We start from the raw sequence: 16170 nt of genomic DNA, 5'->3' as shown, positions 1-16170 counted from the left end.
TCAGCGACGTCAGTCCAGGCTTTTCACGACCGATGGCTGGGTTGACCTGACCCCCTAGAAGCGGTCCGCCGGTAATGTAGTCCGGCGACAGCGATGGGAAGTTTGGGGATGGGGCGGAAGAAGGCGCATACGCCTGAGGAGATCGTCGCGAAGCTGCGGCAGGCGGAGGTGCTGGTCGGCCAGGGGAAGACGGTGGCCGATGCGGTGCGAGCGATCGGCGTGACGGAGCCGACGTACTATCGCTGTCGCGCTGAGTTCGGTGGTCTGAAGCTGGACCATTTGAAGTGGCTGGACATTCGCCTTAACCGGACATCCAGCAACCACTCTGCTCCCGGCAGCTGATCCGAAACCGCAGGAGCCGGTTCCCAGGTCCATCCGCTTGCATCGGCACTCGCGCTCCATCGCGATCAGGCGCCTGTAACCCGCCAGATCACATCGCCGACGTCATCTGCCATCAGCAGCGAACCGTCTGGCGCGAGCGTCACGCCCACGGGTCGCCCGTAGGAGACCTTTTCGTCTGGTGCCAGGAAGCCCGTCAGAATGTCGCGTGCCGGGCCAGACGGGAGGCCATTCTCGAAGGGGACAAACGCGAGCTTGTATCCGCTGAGCTTGCTGCGGTTCCAGGAGCCATGCTGGCCGATCGCCATGCCTTCGGGGAAGCCCGGCAGCGTCCCGGCGGGCACCCAGCAGAGCCCCAGCGACGCCGTGTGTCCGCCGAGCGCATAGTCCGGCGTGATTGCCTTGGCCACCATGTCGGGATCCTGGGGCACGCGGTCGTCCACCACCCTGTCCCAATAGCAGTAGGGCCAACCGTAGAAGCCGCCATCGCGGACGGAGGTGAGATAGTCAGGTGGCGTCTCGTCGCCGAGGCCGTCCCGCTCGTTCACCACGGTCCAGAGCACGCCGTTTTCCGGCTCCCAGGCCAGGCCGACAGCATTGCGCAGCCCGCCCGCGAAGATGCGGTTGCTGCCGGTCTCCAGGTCGAGTTCCCAGATGGCGGCGCGCCCTTCCTCCACCTCCATGCCCTCGTCGGCGATATTGGTGAGCGAGCCAACGCCGGCATAAAGCTTCTTGCCGTCTGGGCTTGGGAGCAGGCTGCGCGTCCAGTGTCCGCCAGGCTTGAAGTCGACGAGCTTGCGGCCCGGCGCGGTGATGCGATCGGTGCCCTGCTCGTAGGGAAAAACGACGACGCCGTCGGTGTTGCCGACATAGAGCTGGTCGCCGAGCGCAGCCATGCCGAAGGGCTGGTTCAGACCATCCATGAAGACCTGCTGGACCTCGGCGACCCCGTCCCCATCCCGGTCGCGCAGCAGGGTGATCCGGTTCGCGCTCTCGCCCACCGCTCCGGCCCGGCGAAGGGTGCTCACCATCGCGTAGTCGAAGACGTTGCGCATGGTCTTGCGCGCAACGCTGCTTGCCTCGGCCACCAGCACGTCGCCATTCGGGAGGACGGTGATCCAGCGCGGATGCTTCAGGCCGCGCGCGAAAGCGTTGACCTTGAGGCCAGGGGCGGCGACCGGCGTCTGCCCTTCGCTCCAGCCTTGCGCGGTGGGCATCTTGAGCGTCGGGATCGCGCCCTGTGGCTTGGCTGCAGGGATGACAGGTGCATCACCCCACGCCGGCGTCGGCGTGCCGTCGCGCATGCGCCGCAAGCGCAGCGCTGTGCCGCCAAGCAATGCAACACCATGCGCAAAGAGGCTTGAAAAGCTCAAGGCTTCTACTCCGTGAGAAGGGGGCGTCTCGAAGGGACCGAAGCGCGAGACGCTAATTCATGCTTAGCACTGCGGGAACGGGTGATGGTCCGATAGGGGCGACCGCGGCAAGCCGAGCTCCGGCATCAGGCCACCCTCCCCATGGATCCCGATCGGCCCGTCAAGAAAGACCAGTGATCGCCGCGGCAGCGCGCCGCTACGGCTTGGGTGTACCCATCATTCGCTCAAAGACCGTGCGGTCCTTATTCTCCTGCATCAGCATGCTGATGCTTGGGATGGTCTCGAGGCCGAGGCCGCGCGGAAGGCCCACTTCGGGATTGACCTCGACGGCGCCGTAAGGTGCCCCCGCGACCCTTTCCCACTTCCCCGCAGGCTTCTTGACCTCAACGTTCACGACCGTCGCCTTGAACACCATCCGGACGATCGCCTCCTTCGGCGACGAAGGCTTGGTAAGGCTCGGGTGCCCGGCGACCATCCGCCATCCGTTCGAGAGCGCCCATGCTGCCAGTGTATCTTTGTCCATGTCACAGGCCTGCATCGTTGGTCATGTGAGCTCCTCGCTCTTCTCCGCCACATATGGCTGCAGTCCGTACGGTCGTGGTCCCAGCCCATTCATTACGTTTACAAAACGTCGAGTTTCCGAAGCTTCGCAATGGTCGCGCCTGGTGGCGTCACGTCGCTGCTGCAGCGAGATCGGCGACTTATGCTCGGTCTCCGCGTTTGTGCGTCCCTCATTCTTGTATCTGCCACAGGCCTCAGCGCATGGCGCGTCCGAATATGTCGGGCGGCTGTGGGCATTCATCCATTCTGCCCTTGAGCGCCCATTGGCCGCCTCGGCGGGAGCGTAGCGGGTCGGCCTACATGGGCGCGAGAAGTTGTGGGTTCGGTTCAATCATCATACGTCCGTTGCACGGGGCCCTGGCTGACAATAGTGCACCACCACGCGCCAGCGAGTTTCCGCCCCCGGTTCCTTCTGCTGCTCCAGTAGCGTCACATAAACCAGTCTCTCCATCGTCGCCGCGCGCCCAGGAGCCGCAGATTCTTTGGGTGTTTCCTGCGCAACCTCGATGATGCGCCACCGCAACGGCCGACCGTTTCTCTCTGCCGATGCGGGAAACTCTCCGAACCTTGAGGGTTGGGGGATTCTGCCATCAAGGTCTGATGCCCCGACCGCGAGCGGCTTACGGCGCGGCAACCTGCAAGCGAGCGTCTTGCCTGATCAGCCCCACGCGCGTCAGGCCGCGTCGCTGAACTGCAGCGCGGCCAGGCGGGCGTACAGCCCGCCCTCGGCCACCAGCGCCCCGTGCGTGCCGCTGGCCACGATGCGCCCGCCATCCAGCACCACAATCCGGTCGGCCCGGCGCACGGTGGCGAGCCGGTGCGCCACCACCAGCGTGGTGCGGCCCTGGGCCAGCCTGGCCAGCGCCTGCTGCACCAGCGTCTCCGATTCCGCGTCGAGCGCACTCGTCGCCTCGTCCAGCAGCAGGATGGGCGCGTCGCGCAAGATGGCGCGGGCGATCGCGATGCGCTGGCGCTGCCCGCCCGACAGCGTGACGCCCTTCGCACCCAGATGCGTCTCGAACCCCTGCGGCAGGGCCTGGATGAAACGGTCAGCCGCGGCGGCTTCGGCGGCGGCCATGATCTCTTCCATGCCCGCGTCGGGCCGGCCGAAGCGGATATTCTCGGCCACGCTGGCGCTGAAGATCACCGGGTCCTGCGGCACCAGGCCAAGCCGCCGGCGGAGCGCGGTGGGGTCAAGGCTGCGCACGTCCAGGCCATCGACGCGCACGTGCCCCGCCTGCGGGTCATAGAAGCGCAGCAGCAATTGCAGCACCGTGGTTTTGCCCGCACCGGAGGGGCCAACCAGCGCGACCGTCTCCCCGGGTTCAACGGCCAGGGAGAACTCCTCAAGCGCGGCCTGGTCGGGCCGCGTGGGGTAGCGGAACGTCACGGCCTCGAACGCCACGCGGCCCTGCGGCGGCTCTGGCAGCAGAGCGGGCACGGCGGGCGCGGTGATGGACGGTGCGGTGCGCAGCAGGTCCAGCAGCCGGTCGGCCGCCGCTGCCGCGCGCTGGATCTCTCCCCAGAGCTCGCTGATCGAGGCACCTGCGCTGGCCAGCAGCACGGCATAGAACACGAAGGCCGAGAGCGCGCCGCCGGTCATGCGGCCCGCAATCACGTCATGCCCGCCGACCCAGAGGCTGAAGGTGATGGCACCAAACCCGAGCAGGATGACGATCAGGATCAGCGTCGCGCGCGACGCCACCCGCCGTAGCGCCGTGTCGACCGAGGCGCGCACGGTCTCGCCGAACCGCGCGCGGTCGCGGCCCTCGTGCGTGAAGGCCTGCACGGTGCGCAAGCCGGCCAGCGTTTCCTCCGCCTGTGCGGCGAGGTCGGCCACCCGCTCCTGCGCGAGCTTCGACAGGCGGCGTTCGCGCCGGCCGAACAGCACCAGCGGCAGCACCACAACGGGCACCACCACCAGCATCAGCCCGGCCAGCTTCGGGCTGGTCAGCACCAGCATGGTGGCAGCACCCACCAGCGTCAGTGTGTTGCGGATGCCCTGGGAAATCGCGGTGCCGATCAGCGCCTGCAGCAGCGCGATGTCGGCGGTGAGGCGTGAGAGGATGTCGCCGGTGCGCGCCGTCTCGAAGAAGCTGACGGAGAGCCCCACCACGTGGTCGAACACCGCGCGGCGCAGGTCGCCGGCCACACGCTCGCCCAGCCACGACACGAGGTAGAAGCGAACCGAGGTGGCCACGCCCAGGCCCGCCACCACCGCGAACATCACGAGGGCAGCGCGGTCGAGCCCGCCCGCGTCCGCGCTGCCGAAGCCTTCGTCGATCAGCAGGCGCAGGCCCTGGCCCAGCCCCAGCAGCAGGCCGGAGGCGGCCAGCAGTGCCAGCGCCGCGCCCAGTGCCTGGGGCAGGTAGGGGCGCAGGAAGGGCAGGATCAGGCGCAGCGCACCCACGGGCGCGCGCGGCCTGGCGGAAACGGGTTCAGCGGTCACGGGCGCAGGCTCGCACGACGTAGCGGGGGAAGACCAGACGAGGCGGAGGTTTGGCATGGCATCGACAACGCGCCACGGGCCGTTGCACGCTCACTGCGTGCTGCGAATCATCCCGCGGATCGTGGTCGGCGTGCTGGCGCTGGCGGCCATCCTTGTCTCGCTTGGCGCCATGCGCGCGAATGAGGCAGGGCTCACGATCACCCGCCACTTCCTGGGCCCCGTGCCAGTGACGCTGTACCAGCCCGCCGGGTCCGAGCGCGCGCCCGCGGTGGTGGTGGCGCACGGCTTCGCGGGTTCGCAGCAGATGATGCAGCAATTCGCCACCACGCTCGCCCAGGCCGGCTTCGTGGCGGTGACGTTCGACTTCCCCGGCCACGGCCGCAACACAGAGCCCATGACCGGCGGCATCACCAACGACCGCACCGCCGCGCGCGCGTTGCTGGGGGCGCTCGACCAGGTGGTGGGGTTTGCCCGCGCGCACCCAGCGGCGGATGGGCGGGTGGCGCTGATCGGGCACTCCATGGCGGCCGACATCGTGCTGCGCTACGCACTCGCCAACCCGGGCGTTGCGGCAACGGTCGCGATCTCCACCATGGCGCCGGGCGTTACGCCGATCGAACCCGCCAGGCTGCTGGCCATCGTCGGCGCCTGGGAGCCGGCGATCCTGCGGGACGAGGTGGCGCGCATCGTCGCCCTCGCGGCGCCCGGCACGGTGCGGGAGGGCGTGGTGGCGGCGGGCGTCGAGCATATCGGCGTGATCTATGCCACCGAAACGCTGGCAGCGACGCGGGCCTGGCTGGCCCGCACCTTCGACCGCAACGCCGAGGGCCCGATCGACGCCCGCGGCGGCTGGATCGGGCTGCTGTTCCTGGGCCTCGTGGCGCTGTGCTGGCCGCTGGCGGAACTGCTGCCGCGCGCGGCCCCCGATGCCCCAGCGACACTGCTGGGCTGGCGGCGCGTGTGGCCGGTGCTGGTGCTGCCGGCGCTCGCCACGCCGCTGCTGCTGCGCCTGGTGCCGACCAGCTTCCTGCCGCTGCTGCTGGGCGACTACCTGGCCGTTCACTTCGTGGTCTATGGCGGGCTTGCCATGCTGGCGCTGGCCTGGCGCCGCATTCCGGTGGCACGGCCCGAGGCGGCGCTGCGCCCCCTGCTGCTGGCGGCGCTGCTGGTGGCGGGGTGGCAGGTGCTGGCCTTTGGCCTGCCGCTGGATGCCTATGTGACCGCCTTCGTGCCGGTGGGGCCGCGCGTGTGGCTGGTGGGTGCGATGCTGTTGGCCACCCTGCCCTGGTTCGCCGCGGACGAGCTGTTCACCCGCGCGCCGGGCGCGCCGCGCTGGCTCTATGCGGCCACCAAGGCGGCCTTCCTGGTCTCGCTCGCGCTGGCAGTGGCGCTGGACCTGCGACGGCTGTTCTTCCTGATCATCATCATCCCGGTGATCCTGATCCTGTTCGTGGTCTATGGCCTGATCAGCCGCTGGGTGTTCCGCGCCACCGGTCACCCGCTGGTGGCGGCCTTTGGAAACGCGGTCGCGCTGGCCTGGGCGATCGCGGTGACGTTTCCGATGGTCGCGCGGTAGCACGCGGGCCAACCGTCGTGCGGCAGCCGATCGCCGCCGAGACCCGTGCCGCGACCGCCGCACCCGTGGCATTGCACGGCCGCCTCAACACGGAGACGGCGACGATGCTCAAGGAGGGAACGCAGGTTTCGATCAGTCGCATCTACGACGCGGCGCGCGGGTGAAGTGGATGATCCCATGTCCCCCTTTCCGGGCATCGCCACCGCCTCGCCCACCTTCACGGGCAGGAACGATAGCCCAGCATGGACCTCGGTCGTCGAACGTGATCCCAGCAGGCGAGAGGGGGGTGAGATCGGCTCCCGCTCCAGGCTGCGCCGGGGGCGCTACAGGAATCGGACATTCGCCCGGACCTCATCGGCACGCGCAGGGCTGCGGTAGCCGCGACGCGCCAGAGACCTTCGTCCCCCGGTTCCAGTTCGTCCCAGCGAGCGGCGCGCAAGGCGGGTGTGATGATGGTCCGAATGTCGCGTTCGCTGAGGGCCTTCTTGCCCATCGCCACTAGGATTCGGATGAGACGTTCAATCGACGCACAATGATCTTGCCCGCAATGGGAACGATCAGGTCGTAGTGATCAGTCTGTAGCACATCCGAGATCCGGCGCGGGCGATAGGCAACGACGTTCGTGCCGCCAGCATGCCGCAGGCTGTCGTAGACGATGCCGGACCTTCCGGTTCCGCGGACGCCTTCGCCAAACCGCTCAGAGGCAGTGTAGCTGGCTTCCGCATAAAGCTCAGGATGGGCGGACCGCGCCCCGCGGAGATCGACGAAGTCGTCGCCGGTCAGGCGCGAACGGTAACTGCGGTAGCTGCGGCGCGCCTCGGACTTCCCTCGCGCCACGGCTTCGCGACGAAGATGATGTGCGACCTCCGCGACCGCCGTCCGGATGTCTGCGCCAGCATACCAGGCGCCCAGGTCGGGGCTGCTGAAACGGTTGCCCTCGGGGGAAGCGTGGAGAAACGACGCCATGATCACGCTCGCATTCGGCACGCCGTACACCCATTCTGCCTTGGGCAGACGCGCTAGTCTTTCGGCGAGGAGCCGATCATTCGTCCAGCCTTCGAGTTCCATGACCGCCTCGAGATCCACAGCGCTCGCCACGGCATCGAAGGCGCCAATCGGCGGAAACTGCGATGGAATCAGGCGCCAGGTTGGATCAGGGGCTTTGCACGAAGGGAGGGTGCTCACACGAAAACGATGTCCTCGTCGCGCAGGGGAATGGACGCGCGGTCAGCGTCATTCGGCACCATGTACAAGCCGCCGCGGGCCGCATCGAGGAACCGGCGCACCAGCATCAACCCATCCTGCGTTCCCGAATTGACGAGCGAGATTGGCGGTTGCCCGCCGAAAGGCATCGCCTGATGGGGGTCGTACAGCCACTCGACGCCTTCGCGCTCGGTGGTGAACAGAATGCGCAAGGCCTTGTGGATGCCGAGGACAGCAGAGATGCGAAGCAGCGTGTCGACCGGAAGGGTGATGTCTGCCTGGTCGCGTGCGGCCTTCACCCACGCGTAGTAGGTGGAACGCGAAGGCAAGCCGAGCACACGCAGCCTGTCCTCCTCGGGCAGCCGCCAGAGATCCGCGATCGCGAGAAACGTCCGCATGCCTGGACCGCTGAGCCGACGACGGTTCGAGGGCGTGAAGCGGCTCGTGTCGAGGATCGGCGGCGAAGACGCCGCTGTCGGTGTGGGAGCGTGTCTGAGCCTCGCCATGAGGACCTCCAGTTCGAATGAGGATATCATGTCCAGATCCGGACTTGTCAACCTCCGCCTGCCTTCGGGCGGCACGATCTCGCCACCAGGACAGGGCGTTGATCAGCCCATGCGTCTGGAGATGGCGCCTGTAGATCGGCCAACTGAAGAGCGGAGGATGGCGCACCCGACAGACAATCCTCAACGATGTCCCGCGCAAGCAGCGTGAGCCGCAGCAGCGACCCGAGGTAGCCCCGCTCGATCTTCTCGGCCGCAGCCATCTCGCTGATGGAAGCGTATCGGCCCTCGTCGAGCATCCGCTTTTGCGGAAGGCGCGCGCGAGCGCCTTGAGCAGCGTCGGATCCCCGCGCGTCGCGGTCGGTGTTGGCAGGCCATCCATGACAGGCGTCATCATGGTCCTGCGCCCCGAACGCCGCTTGATGCGGAGCGGCACGCGGACTGTGACGTGCGTCGGCCCCGCGCCCGCGCCACGCGGACGGGCCTCAGCGACGACCGCTACGGTGGCGCCTACGCGCTCGCTGGGGAGCATCCTCTCTACACCGTAACGCTTGCAAGCCGTTACGGGATCGTGCCTTGCGAGTGATAGCGCGTCATGATTAGTTGTTATCGAACTGGGATGAATGTTCCATCGTCAAAAAAGTCAGGCGCGTAACGCTCAATGGCTGTCCACGGGGCCAAAATGGCGATTGTCACGGGAGGTGCGCGTGGCATCGGGCGTGCGATCTGCTTGGCACTTGCACGTCAGGGTTTCGCAGTCGCACCAGTTGATGTTCTGGAGGATGAACTCCAGCAGACGGCCAGCGAGATCCGTTCGCTCGGTGTCGATGCCATGCCACTCGACAGTGATGTTTCAGACTACGGAGACGTGCACGAGAAAGCCCGCGACATCATCCGGCGCCGGGGTCGGATCGATGTCCTGGTGAACAACGCGGCGATGCCGCAGACCAAGCGCATCCTGGAGATCACCGAAGCCGACTGGGACCGCGAGATGGCGGTCAACCTGAAGGGCTGCTTCAACTGGAGCCATGCGGTCGCTCCGCAGATGGTGGCGCAGGGCGCTGGGCGGATCATCAACATCTCGTCGGTCTCGGCGAACCATGGCCCGAGCCCTACGGGCGTGAGCCGCTTCGCCTACGCGGCCGCGAAGGCTGGCGTCCTCGGTCTGACGCGCGGCCTCGCGGTGGAACTCGCACCACACGTGCTGGTCAACGCCATTTGTCCCGGACCGATCGAGACGGAACGAACCCGCGCGACATTCGCGCCCAACCGAGATCAACTCACGCGCTCGATCCTGGTGGGCAGGATCGGAACGCCAGAGGACGTTGCCGTGGTTGCGTCCTTCCTTGCCTGCGCCGAGCCTCTCTTCATGACTGGCGAGGTGATCGATGTTGATGGCGGAGCCTTTATCAATTGACCCGGACAGAATGAGAACGCCGGCGATGGGTGCTCGGCCGGGCCAGGGACTGCGGATGCAAGACCGATGAGGCAGAAGGGCGCGGCACTTGTTCTGCCGAACTTCGCTTGGCTCGCACTCTTCATGCTCGGCCCGCTGATCACGCTGTTTGTCATCAGTTTCCGCACGTACGAGGCTGGACGCGGCATCCAGGATGCCTGGACCATCGCGCACTACGTCGCATTCGTCGCCGACCCCTACCATCTGGGCATCCTGCTCAGAACGCTGCGCCTTGGCATCGAAGTGACGGCATGGTGCCTCGTGCTCGGCTTTCCGATGGCCTACGGCCTTTCCAGGCTGCGGGGAACGCCGCGGGCGCTTCTCTATTTCGTGGTCCTGCTCCCGCTCCTGACCAGTGCTGTCGTGCGTACCTTCGGCTGGATGATCGTTCTTTCGAACAACGGCTTCATCAACCGCACGCTGATCGATCTCGGAGTGATCGATAGCCCGATCCGCTTCATGTACAGCATGTTGGGGATTGTGGTCGCGCTCGTGCAGGTGCTGTTGCCCTTCATGGTGCTAGCGCTTGATGCCGCTCTGCTGAACATCGATCCGCGCGTCTACGAGGCTGCTCGCAACCTCGGAGCGAGCCGGCTACGTGTGTTCCTGCAGATCACGTTGCCGCTCTCCCTACCGGGCATCCTTTCGGGGTCCGTCCTCGTCTTCACCCTGGCGATCAGTGCATTCGTCACACCCAGCCTCATCGGTGGGCCGCGTGTGCCGGTGATGGCGACGCTGATCTACCAGCAGGGAATGAGCCTTCTGAACTGGCCGTTCGGCGGCGCGATCGCGTTCGTTATGCTTGCCACAGTGGTGGTGCTGTTCCTCATTGCGATGAGGCTCGCCCGGCAGGAGCGCGGCACATGATTCTCTGGCTGATCGTCGCGCTGGTCGGGCTTTACCTCATGGCGCCAGTGCTCGTCGTGATCGCGACGTCGTTCACGGCCACCGCGTATCCTGTCTTTCCACCCCAGGGCTTCACGTGGCGCTGGTTTGGCGAAGTCCTGGCGAGCCCCGAGTACCTCGCAGCGATGCGATTCAGCACAGCACTTGCCGCCGCCTCGACCGCGATCGCCACCGTCCTTGGCACCCTGGCTGCACTCGGCCTGGTGCGGGGGCGCTTCCGCGGACAGACAGCGATCTCGGCCCTCTTCCTCTCGCCGATCTTCTTCCCCGCGATCGTGCTCGGTCTCGCACTGCTGATTTTCTTCAACTGGGTCGGGCTGGCGGGAACATTTCCTGGCATGGTGGCGGCGCACGCCGTGCTGACCACGCCGTTCGTCATCCGCATGGTCTCAGCAAGTCTCGCCGAGTTCGATCCAGCAGTGGAGGAAGCCGCGAAGAACCTCGGCGCCAGCGCGATGCGGACATTTTTCCTCGTCACGCTGCCGCTCATTCGGCCCGGTGTCGTGGCGGGTGCAGTGTTCGCATTCATCATCTCCTTCGACGAGCTCGTCGTCTCGCTGTTCCTCGCTGGCCCCGGCATGCAGACGCTGCCGATACGGATTTTCACATCCCTTGAGTACTCAAGCCGCCCCTCCGTCTCGGCAGTCTCGACGCTGTTGATCCTCGTATGGCTGGTGGTCGGCGTACCCCTCTACCGTCGCTTCCTGGATGTCCGTCACACATGACAACGTATGATCTTGAGATGCAGGGCCTGCGCAAAATCTATGGCGACAGCGTCGCCGTGGATGCGGTTACGTTGTCGCTCGGCAAGGGCGAGATGGTTGCGCTGCTCGGTCCGTCTGGCTGCGGCAAGACAACGACGCTGCGCATGGTCGCCGGCTTCGTCGAGCCGAGTGCCGGCCGCATTCTGCTGGACGGCCGCGACATCACACATGTGCCGGCGAATCAGCGTGACACCGGCATGGTTTTTCAGAGCTACGCCCTGTTCCCGCATATGACCGTGCGCCGCAATGTCGCGTTCGGGCTGCGCTGCCGGCATCTTCCAGAGGACGAGGTTCGCCGCCGAACCGCGGAGGCGATCGAACTCGTCGGGCTTGGAAGCTTCGAGGAACGTTATCCGCGCCAGCTTTCGGGCGGACAGCAGCAACGGGTCGCGCTTGCGCGCGTGCTCGTCCTGCGCCCGAAGCTTCTGCTGTTCGATGAGCCGCTCTCGAACCTCGATGCCAAGCTCCGTGTGCAGATGCGCCAGGAGATTCGCCGCCTGCAGAAGGATGTCGGCATCACCGCCCTGTTCGTGACGCATGACCAGGACGAAGCGTCGTCGATCGCGGACCGGATCGCGGTGATGAATGCCGGGCGGATCGAGCAGGCGGGTACGCCTGCCGAGATCTACAATGAACCGGCGACGCGGTTTGTCGCTGACTTCATCGGCACCTCGAACCTGATCGATGGCGTGGCCGAGACCAGCGGCGATGGCCGGATGACGTTCCGTGCCGACGCGGGCGGTGTGTTCGCCGCGCGCGGACGCGCAAGCACCGGCGCGCGTGGCGCGCTGTGCATCCGTCCAGAGAAGGTCGACATCTGCCCGCCAGGTGTGGCGGGGGCACGCGAGGGCATAGTGCGGCGAACGGCACGGACGGCGGGAATGATGGAGTACGTCGTCGTCTTGACCGACGGCCCGGAACTGACCGTTCAGGAACAACTTCGTCACGGCATTGCACCGCGTGAGGACGGTGCACTGGTCGGGGTGGTGCTGCGGGAGGAGGATACGCAATTCCTCGTCGGCTGAGTCCGCGAGGTCAATGAGCCCTGCCGATCCGGGCAGGGCCAGACGGAGGAAAAGAAGATGCGCAGGCTCTGGACGTTAGGCTTGGCAGCTTGTCTTGGCGTTGCGGGATCGTCGCTGCACAGCGGCGCGGCGCACGCACAGCAAGCGCAGGACTTGACTGTGATCGTCTATGGCGGATCGTTCGAGGAAGGCTGGCGCCGTGCCGTGATCGAGCCGTTCGAGCGTGCCAATCCCGGTATCCGGATCCGCATTGCCACCGGGCTGACGATGCAGACGGTAGCGATGATGCGCGCGCAACGTGCCGATCCGCGCATCGACGTCATCATGATGGATGAGGTCGGCGCCGCGCAGGCGAATGCAGAAGGGCTGTTCGAGCCGCTCACGCTCGCGACAGTGCCGAACATGGCGGACCTGCACCCGCGGTTCCGCATCGCTGGTGATCCCTACACGAAGTTCATGTACGTCGCGCAGGTGATCGCCTACGACAAAACGAGGATCACCACGCCGCCGTCCTCCTACCGCGACCTCTGGCGGCCCGAGTACCGCAATCGGCTCGCGATCCCCGACATCAACACCTCGCACGGCGTCATGCTGCTGCTCATGACCGCGCGCATGGGCGGCGGCGGCGAACGAAACATCGATCCAGGTTTCGTCGGCCTGCGCGAGCTCCGGCCATCGATCGTCACGTTCTGGAATCAGCACGCCCAGGTGGCGCAGATGTTCACGCAGGGCGACATCTGGATCACGACCTGGACGAGCGATCGTACCCAGGGGCTCATCGACTCCGGCGGCAATGTCGGTTGGGTGATTCCCCAGGAGGGCGCCTACATCATCGATTCCACGATTGGGATCGCCCGCGGTACAAAGCGGCTCGATGCGGCGCAGCGCTACATCAACTATGTGCTGAGCGTCGAGGCGCAGGCCGCCAATGCCCGGCACACCTACCTCACGCCCGTGAATCGCAAGGTTCAGCTACCTGAGGATGTCGCACGCAAGCTGCCTGCGGGCGAGGCAACGCTTGATCGTCTGCTCCCCGCAGACTGGAGTCACGTGACAACCCAGCTGCCGCAGTGGACGGACCGCTGGAACCGCGAGATCACGACGCGCTGATAACGGGCGGGGCGGCGCATGCCGCCCCGCCAGCCCAGACAGGACGGGACGCATGCACAACAAAATCGCCGTGGTCACGGGCGCTGCACGTGGGCTTGGGCGCGCAATTGCCGAAGCCTTCGCACGCGAAGGAGCTGCTGTGGCCGTGACGGATCTCAACCGAGAGGCTGCCGCCGCGGTCGCGGAAAGCCTGACGGGGATGGGGGCCGCCGGCGCGCGGGCTTGGTCCCTGGACGTACGGGACGCGGCGGGTGTTGAGGCAGTGTTCACCGAGATCGACACGGCGCTCGGCACGCCCGATCTCCTGGTCAACAATGCTGGCGTCTATCCGGACAATCCGCTGATCGATATGGCGGAAGCCGCGTGGGATGCGGTGATCGACACGAACCTCAAAGGACCGCTGCTGTGTGGGCAGTCCTTCGTGCGGAGGCGGATCGCCGCAGGCGGCGGTGGATCAATCGTCAACGTCGCCTCGACGGCAGCGTTCTCCGCACGCGCTGGTGCGGGGCATTACTGCGCATCGAAGGCCGGGTTGGTCATGCTGACCAAGTGCATGGCGATGGAGTTCGGACCTCATCGCATTCGTGTCAACGCGGTCGCCCCAGGACTCATCGAAGTCGAGGGCGAGCGTGTGAGTGCAGACTACAAGCGCAACTTCCTGCCGATGATCCCGTATGGCCGTATCGGCCAGCCAGAGGATGTTGCGCGTGCCGTCACGTTCCTTGCCTCCGATCAGGCAGAGTTCATCACAGGTGCAGTGCTGACGGTCGATGGCGGGTTCCTCACGGGGCGTCCACTGATGCGTTCCGCGAGTGTCTGAGGCTCCGTCAGCCAACGTCCATGGGCACTGGAGGGAGGGGTCTCTGGAGGTCGGCGCGCAGGGACGAACAAGGGTGCAACCTCATCTGGCCAGGCGTCGGCGCGGCTTGATTGTTGCGCCCGATCGTTCCTGCTACGGCTTGATCAAAGGAGTGACACAGGTGTCGGAGCACATCGGGCGATGACCGAAGCGGCAATTCTTGCGGATCTATCCGCGGACAACATTCGGCGCCATGTCGAACAAATCGCAATGGACATTCCGTATCGTGCTGCCGGATCGGCGAATGGTCAACGCATGGCGGAATATTCGCGCGACGCAATGCGCGCCGCCGGCCTCGTGGACGCAGCGCTGCACGAGTTCCCCGCTGTTGTCTCATTCCCAGAGCATGCTGAGTGCCGCGTCGTCGCGCCGGTCGAGATCAGCCTGCAGGCGAACACGCTCGGCCACAGCCTGCTCACGATCGAAGACGGCATCGAGGGCGAACTGCTCGATGTCGGTGGCGGCGGCTTCTCCGACTATGCCGGCAAGGATGCACGCGGAAAGATCATCCTGACCGAGCTTTCCTATTCGCCGGCGCGGCACGAGAAGCAGCGCATCGCCGCGATGAAGGGCGCGATCGGAGCGGTGATGATGAACTGGGGGCACCCGGAGAACACCGCCGTACCATTCGGTTCGGTCAAGCCGGTCTGGGGCAATCCGACGCCCGACAACGTCACGACAGAGATGCCGACGATCCCGTGCATCGGCATCGCCCGCACGGCGGGGCTGAGGCTGCGCGACTTGCTGGGCAAGGGCTCCGTCAAGCTCCGGTTCCGAACCCACGTCGAGAACGGCTGGCGGCCTGTGCAGATCACGACCGCGAACCTGCCAGCGCCGGAGGCGAGCCCCGAAGCAGCGGATTTTGTCCTGGTCGGTGGGCACCAGGATTCCTGGCCTGGCGAGGCGGCGACCGACAATGCGGCGGGCAATGCCTGCCTCATGGAGCTCGCGCGCGTGTTCAACCTGCATCGTGAGCAGTTGCGCCGCGGCATCACCTTTGGCTTCTGGACCGCGCACGAGACCGGCACCATGGCGGGCTCATCCTGGTTCTGCGACCGCAACTGGGATCGGCTGCGGGCCAACTGCGTGGCCTACCTCCAGGTCGACCAGCCCGCTTTCGTCGGCACCACGGAATGGTCGACCGCCTCGAATGCGGAGCTGAAGCCATTCCTCGACGCGGTCGAGAAACGCCTGCTGGGCACGAAGCGGACGAAGTGGAGGCGTTCTGTCAAGAATGGCGACGCGTCCTTCTTCGGCATCGGCATCCCGATGTTCCATGCCGAAGGTTCGTTCACAGAAGCAGAGCTGCGCGCGACAGCGATGGCCGACCTCGGTTGGTGGCACCACTCAGTCGAGAACCGCCTCGACAAGATGGACTGGACGCTGATGCAGGAGCATATCCGTGTCTACGGCGCCTATCTGTGGGAGCTGTGCACGGCGCCGGTGCTGCCATTCCGCTTCGCCCCGGTGGCCGAGCAGGTGGTGGCGCGTCTGCAGGAGCTCGCCCCGGCGGGCAGCACGGTCGGACTCGAGAGCACGTTGGCCGCTGCGAACCGCTTCGCGGCCGAGGCCGCGAGGCTCGACACGCGGGCGGCCACCGAGGCGTCAGCCTTCGCTGCTGGACGTGGTTCGGAGGACGCGGCACAGCTCCTCAATGCAACGATGAAGCGGCTCTCCCGTATCCTCGTTCCCCTGCAGAGCACCGCGATCGGTACCTACGGCCACGACCCCTACGGTTTCACGCCGCAGACCACTATGATCCCCTGCCTCTACAACGTCCCTGAACTCGCGACACTTCCCGCTGGCGAGGCACGCTGGATGCTCGAAACCAAGCTCGTGCGTGCGCGCAACCGCGTCGCGGATGCGATGGTGGACTCGTCCGCGGTGATCTCTGAAGCGCTGACTAGGCTAGGCTGAACGCTTGGCCCAGGAAGCTGTCGGCGGACTTGATGTCGCGTGCGACAATGCCGAGGCTGCTCTCCAAAGCGGTTGATGTGCTGCTCGCTACGCTCGCGCAACGTGTACTGTGACGGTGACCGACGCAGC

General features: G+C 66.2%; 14 protein-coding genes and 1 pseudogene. 10 read left to right on the top strand and 5 right to left on the bottom strand.

The features are described 5' to 3' along the window. Window positions 1-108 precede the first annotated feature (108 nt). Window positions 109-291 (top strand): annotated as a pseudogene (locus Q0C38_RS09705) (IS3 family transposase); the annotation flags it as partial. Between the two features lie 116 nt (window positions 292-407). Here the strand turns inward: Q0C38_RS09705 and Q0C38_RS09700 are convergent. The 3 genes from Q0C38_RS09700 to Q0C38_RS09690 all read right to left on the bottom strand — a co-directional run bounded on the left by Q0C38_RS09700 (window position 408) and on the right by Q0C38_RS09690 (window position 4722). Further along, window positions 408-1643, bottom strand: coding sequence for a sorbosone dehydrogenase family protein (locus Q0C38_RS09700; RefSeq protein WP_291296884.1), 1236 nt, complete (start codon window positions 1641-1643; stop codon window positions 408-410). A 265-nt stretch (window positions 1644-1908) separates the two neighbouring features. Then, window positions 1909-2235 (bottom strand): hypothetical protein, encoded by a 327-nt coding sequence (locus Q0C38_RS09695; RefSeq protein ID WP_291296883.1) that lies wholly within the window; start codon window positions 2233-2235, stop codon window positions 1909-1911. Between the two features lie 711 nt (window positions 2236-2946). Next, entirely contained in the window at window positions 2947-4722 is a 1776-nt protein-coding gene (locus tag Q0C38_RS09690; RefSeq protein WP_291296882.1) for an ABC transporter transmembrane domain-containing protein, read from the bottom strand. A gap of 97 nt (window positions 4723-4819) precedes the next feature. Between Q0C38_RS09690 and Q0C38_RS09685 the strand changes: the two genes are divergently transcribed. Both Q0C38_RS09685 and Q0C38_RS09680 read left to right on the top strand, forming a co-directional pair. Continuing rightward, window positions 4820-6298, top strand: coding sequence for a dienelactone hydrolase family protein (locus Q0C38_RS09685; RefSeq protein ID WP_291296881.1), 1479 nt, complete (start codon window positions 4820-4822; stop codon window positions 6296-6298). A gap of 17 nt (window positions 6299-6315) precedes the next feature. Continuing rightward, window positions 6316-6462 carry a hypothetical protein gene (locus tag Q0C38_RS09680; protein WP_291296880.1) on the top strand — a complete coding sequence of 49 codons (147 nt, stop codon included), beginning with the start codon at window positions 6316-6318 and terminating at the stop codon, window positions 6460-6462. A 334-nt stretch (window positions 6463-6796) separates the two neighbouring features. On the opposite strand, the gene Q0C38_RS09675 is transcribed toward Q0C38_RS09680, so the two are convergent. Next, window positions 6797-7366: an RES family NAD+ phosphorylase gene (locus tag Q0C38_RS09675; protein WP_291296879.1), complete on the bottom strand. Its 570-nt coding sequence runs from the start codon at window positions 7364-7366 to the stop codon at window positions 6797-6799. 113 nt (window positions 7367-7479) lie between these two features. Next, on the bottom strand, window positions 7480-8058 hold the full coding sequence (locus Q0C38_RS09670; RefSeq protein WP_291296878.1) for an MbcA/ParS/Xre antitoxin family protein: 579 nt from the start codon (window positions 8056-8058) through the stop codon (window positions 7480-7482). Window positions 8059-8686: 628 nt separating this feature from the next. Here Q0C38_RS09670 and Q0C38_RS09665 point away from each other — a divergent pair. From Q0C38_RS09665 to Q0C38_RS09635, 7 genes are all read left to right on the top strand, one after another. After that, entirely contained in the window at window positions 8687-9421 is a 735-nt protein-coding gene (locus Q0C38_RS09665) for an SDR family NAD(P)-dependent oxidoreductase (protein WP_291296877.1), read from the top strand. A gap of 66 nt (window positions 9422-9487) precedes the next feature. Then, a complete protein-coding gene (locus tag Q0C38_RS09660) occupies window positions 9488-10327 on the top strand; it encodes an ABC transporter permease (RefSeq protein WP_291296876.1) in 840 nt (279 codons plus the stop codon). Continuing rightward, window positions 10324-11091: an ABC transporter permease gene (locus Q0C38_RS09655; RefSeq protein ID WP_291296875.1), complete on the top strand. Its 768-nt coding sequence runs from the start codon at window positions 10324-10326 to the stop codon at window positions 11089-11091. Before Q0C38_RS09660 ends, Q0C38_RS09655 begins: the two co-directional genes overlap by 4 nt. A gap of 17 nt (window positions 11092-11108) precedes the next feature. Beyond that, complete coding sequence (locus Q0C38_RS09650; protein WP_291296874.1) at window positions 11109-12155, top strand: ABC transporter ATP-binding protein; 1047 nt, start codon at window positions 11109-11111, stop codon at window positions 12153-12155. A gap of 57 nt (window positions 12156-12212) precedes the next feature. Next, window positions 12213-13265, top strand: a complete 1053-nt coding sequence (locus Q0C38_RS09645; protein WP_291296873.1) for an ABC transporter substrate-binding protein — start codon at window positions 12213-12215, stop codon at window positions 13263-13265. A 52-nt stretch (window positions 13266-13317) separates the two neighbouring features. Next, entirely contained in the window at window positions 13318-14085 is a 768-nt protein-coding gene (locus Q0C38_RS09640; RefSeq protein WP_291296872.1) for an SDR family NAD(P)-dependent oxidoreductase, read from the top strand. Between the two features lie 180 nt (window positions 14086-14265). Continuing rightward, on the top strand, window positions 14266-16041 hold the full coding sequence (locus Q0C38_RS09635) for a M28 family peptidase (RefSeq protein ID WP_291296871.1): 1776 nt from the start codon (window positions 14266-14268) through the stop codon (window positions 16039-16041). The last annotated feature ends 129 nt before the right edge of the window (window positions 16042-16170 follow it).

It is taken from the genome of Elioraea sp., from assembly GCF_022842375.1.
In the GTDB taxonomy this organism is placed as follows: domain Bacteria; phylum Pseudomonadota; class Alphaproteobacteria; order Acetobacterales; family Acetobacteraceae; genus Elioraea_A.
The sequence above is the reverse complement of the archived record's forward strand: the minus strand, read 5'-3'. Positions and strand labels throughout refer to the sequence as shown.

What these genes read in the sequence shown, in the direction of transcription:
- Q0C38_RS09700 (WP_291296884.1), bottom strand. Translation starts at nt 1,643, where the DNA reads ATGCGCGACGGCACGCCGACGCCGGCGTGGGGTGATGCACCTGTCATC.
- Q0C38_RS09695 (WP_291296883.1), bottom strand. Translation starts at nt 2,235, where the DNA reads ATGGACAAAGATACACTGGCAGCATGGGCGCTCTCGAACGGATGGCGG.
- Q0C38_RS09675 (WP_291296879.1), bottom strand. Translation starts at nt 7,366, where the DNA reads ATGGAACTCGAAGGCTGGACGAATGATCGGCTCCTCGCCGAAAGACTA.
- Q0C38_RS09665 (WP_291296877.1), top strand. Translation starts at nt 8,687, where the DNA reads ATGGCGATTGTCACGGGAGGTGCGCGTGGCATCGGGCGTGCGATCTGC.
- Q0C38_RS09660 (WP_291296876.1), top strand. Translation starts at nt 9,488, where the DNA reads ATGAGGCAGAAGGGCGCGGCACTTGTTCTGCCGAACTTCGCTTGGCTC.
- Q0C38_RS09655 (WP_291296875.1), top strand. Translation starts at nt 10,324, where the DNA reads ATGATTCTCTGGCTGATCGTCGCGCTGGTCGGGCTTTACCTCATGGCG.
- Q0C38_RS09650 (WP_291296874.1), top strand. Translation starts at nt 11,109, where the DNA reads ATGCAGGGCCTGCGCAAAATCTATGGCGACAGCGTCGCCGTGGATGCG.
- Q0C38_RS09645 (WP_291296873.1), top strand. Translation starts at nt 12,213, where the DNA reads ATGCGCAGGCTCTGGACGTTAGGCTTGGCAGCTTGTCTTGGCGTTGCG.
- Q0C38_RS09640 (WP_291296872.1), top strand. Translation starts at nt 13,318, where the DNA reads ATGCACAACAAAATCGCCGTGGTCACGGGCGCTGCACGTGGGCTTGGG.
- Q0C38_RS09635 (WP_291296871.1), top strand. Translation starts at nt 14,266, where the DNA reads ATGACCGAAGCGGCAATTCTTGCGGATCTATCCGCGGACAACATTCGG.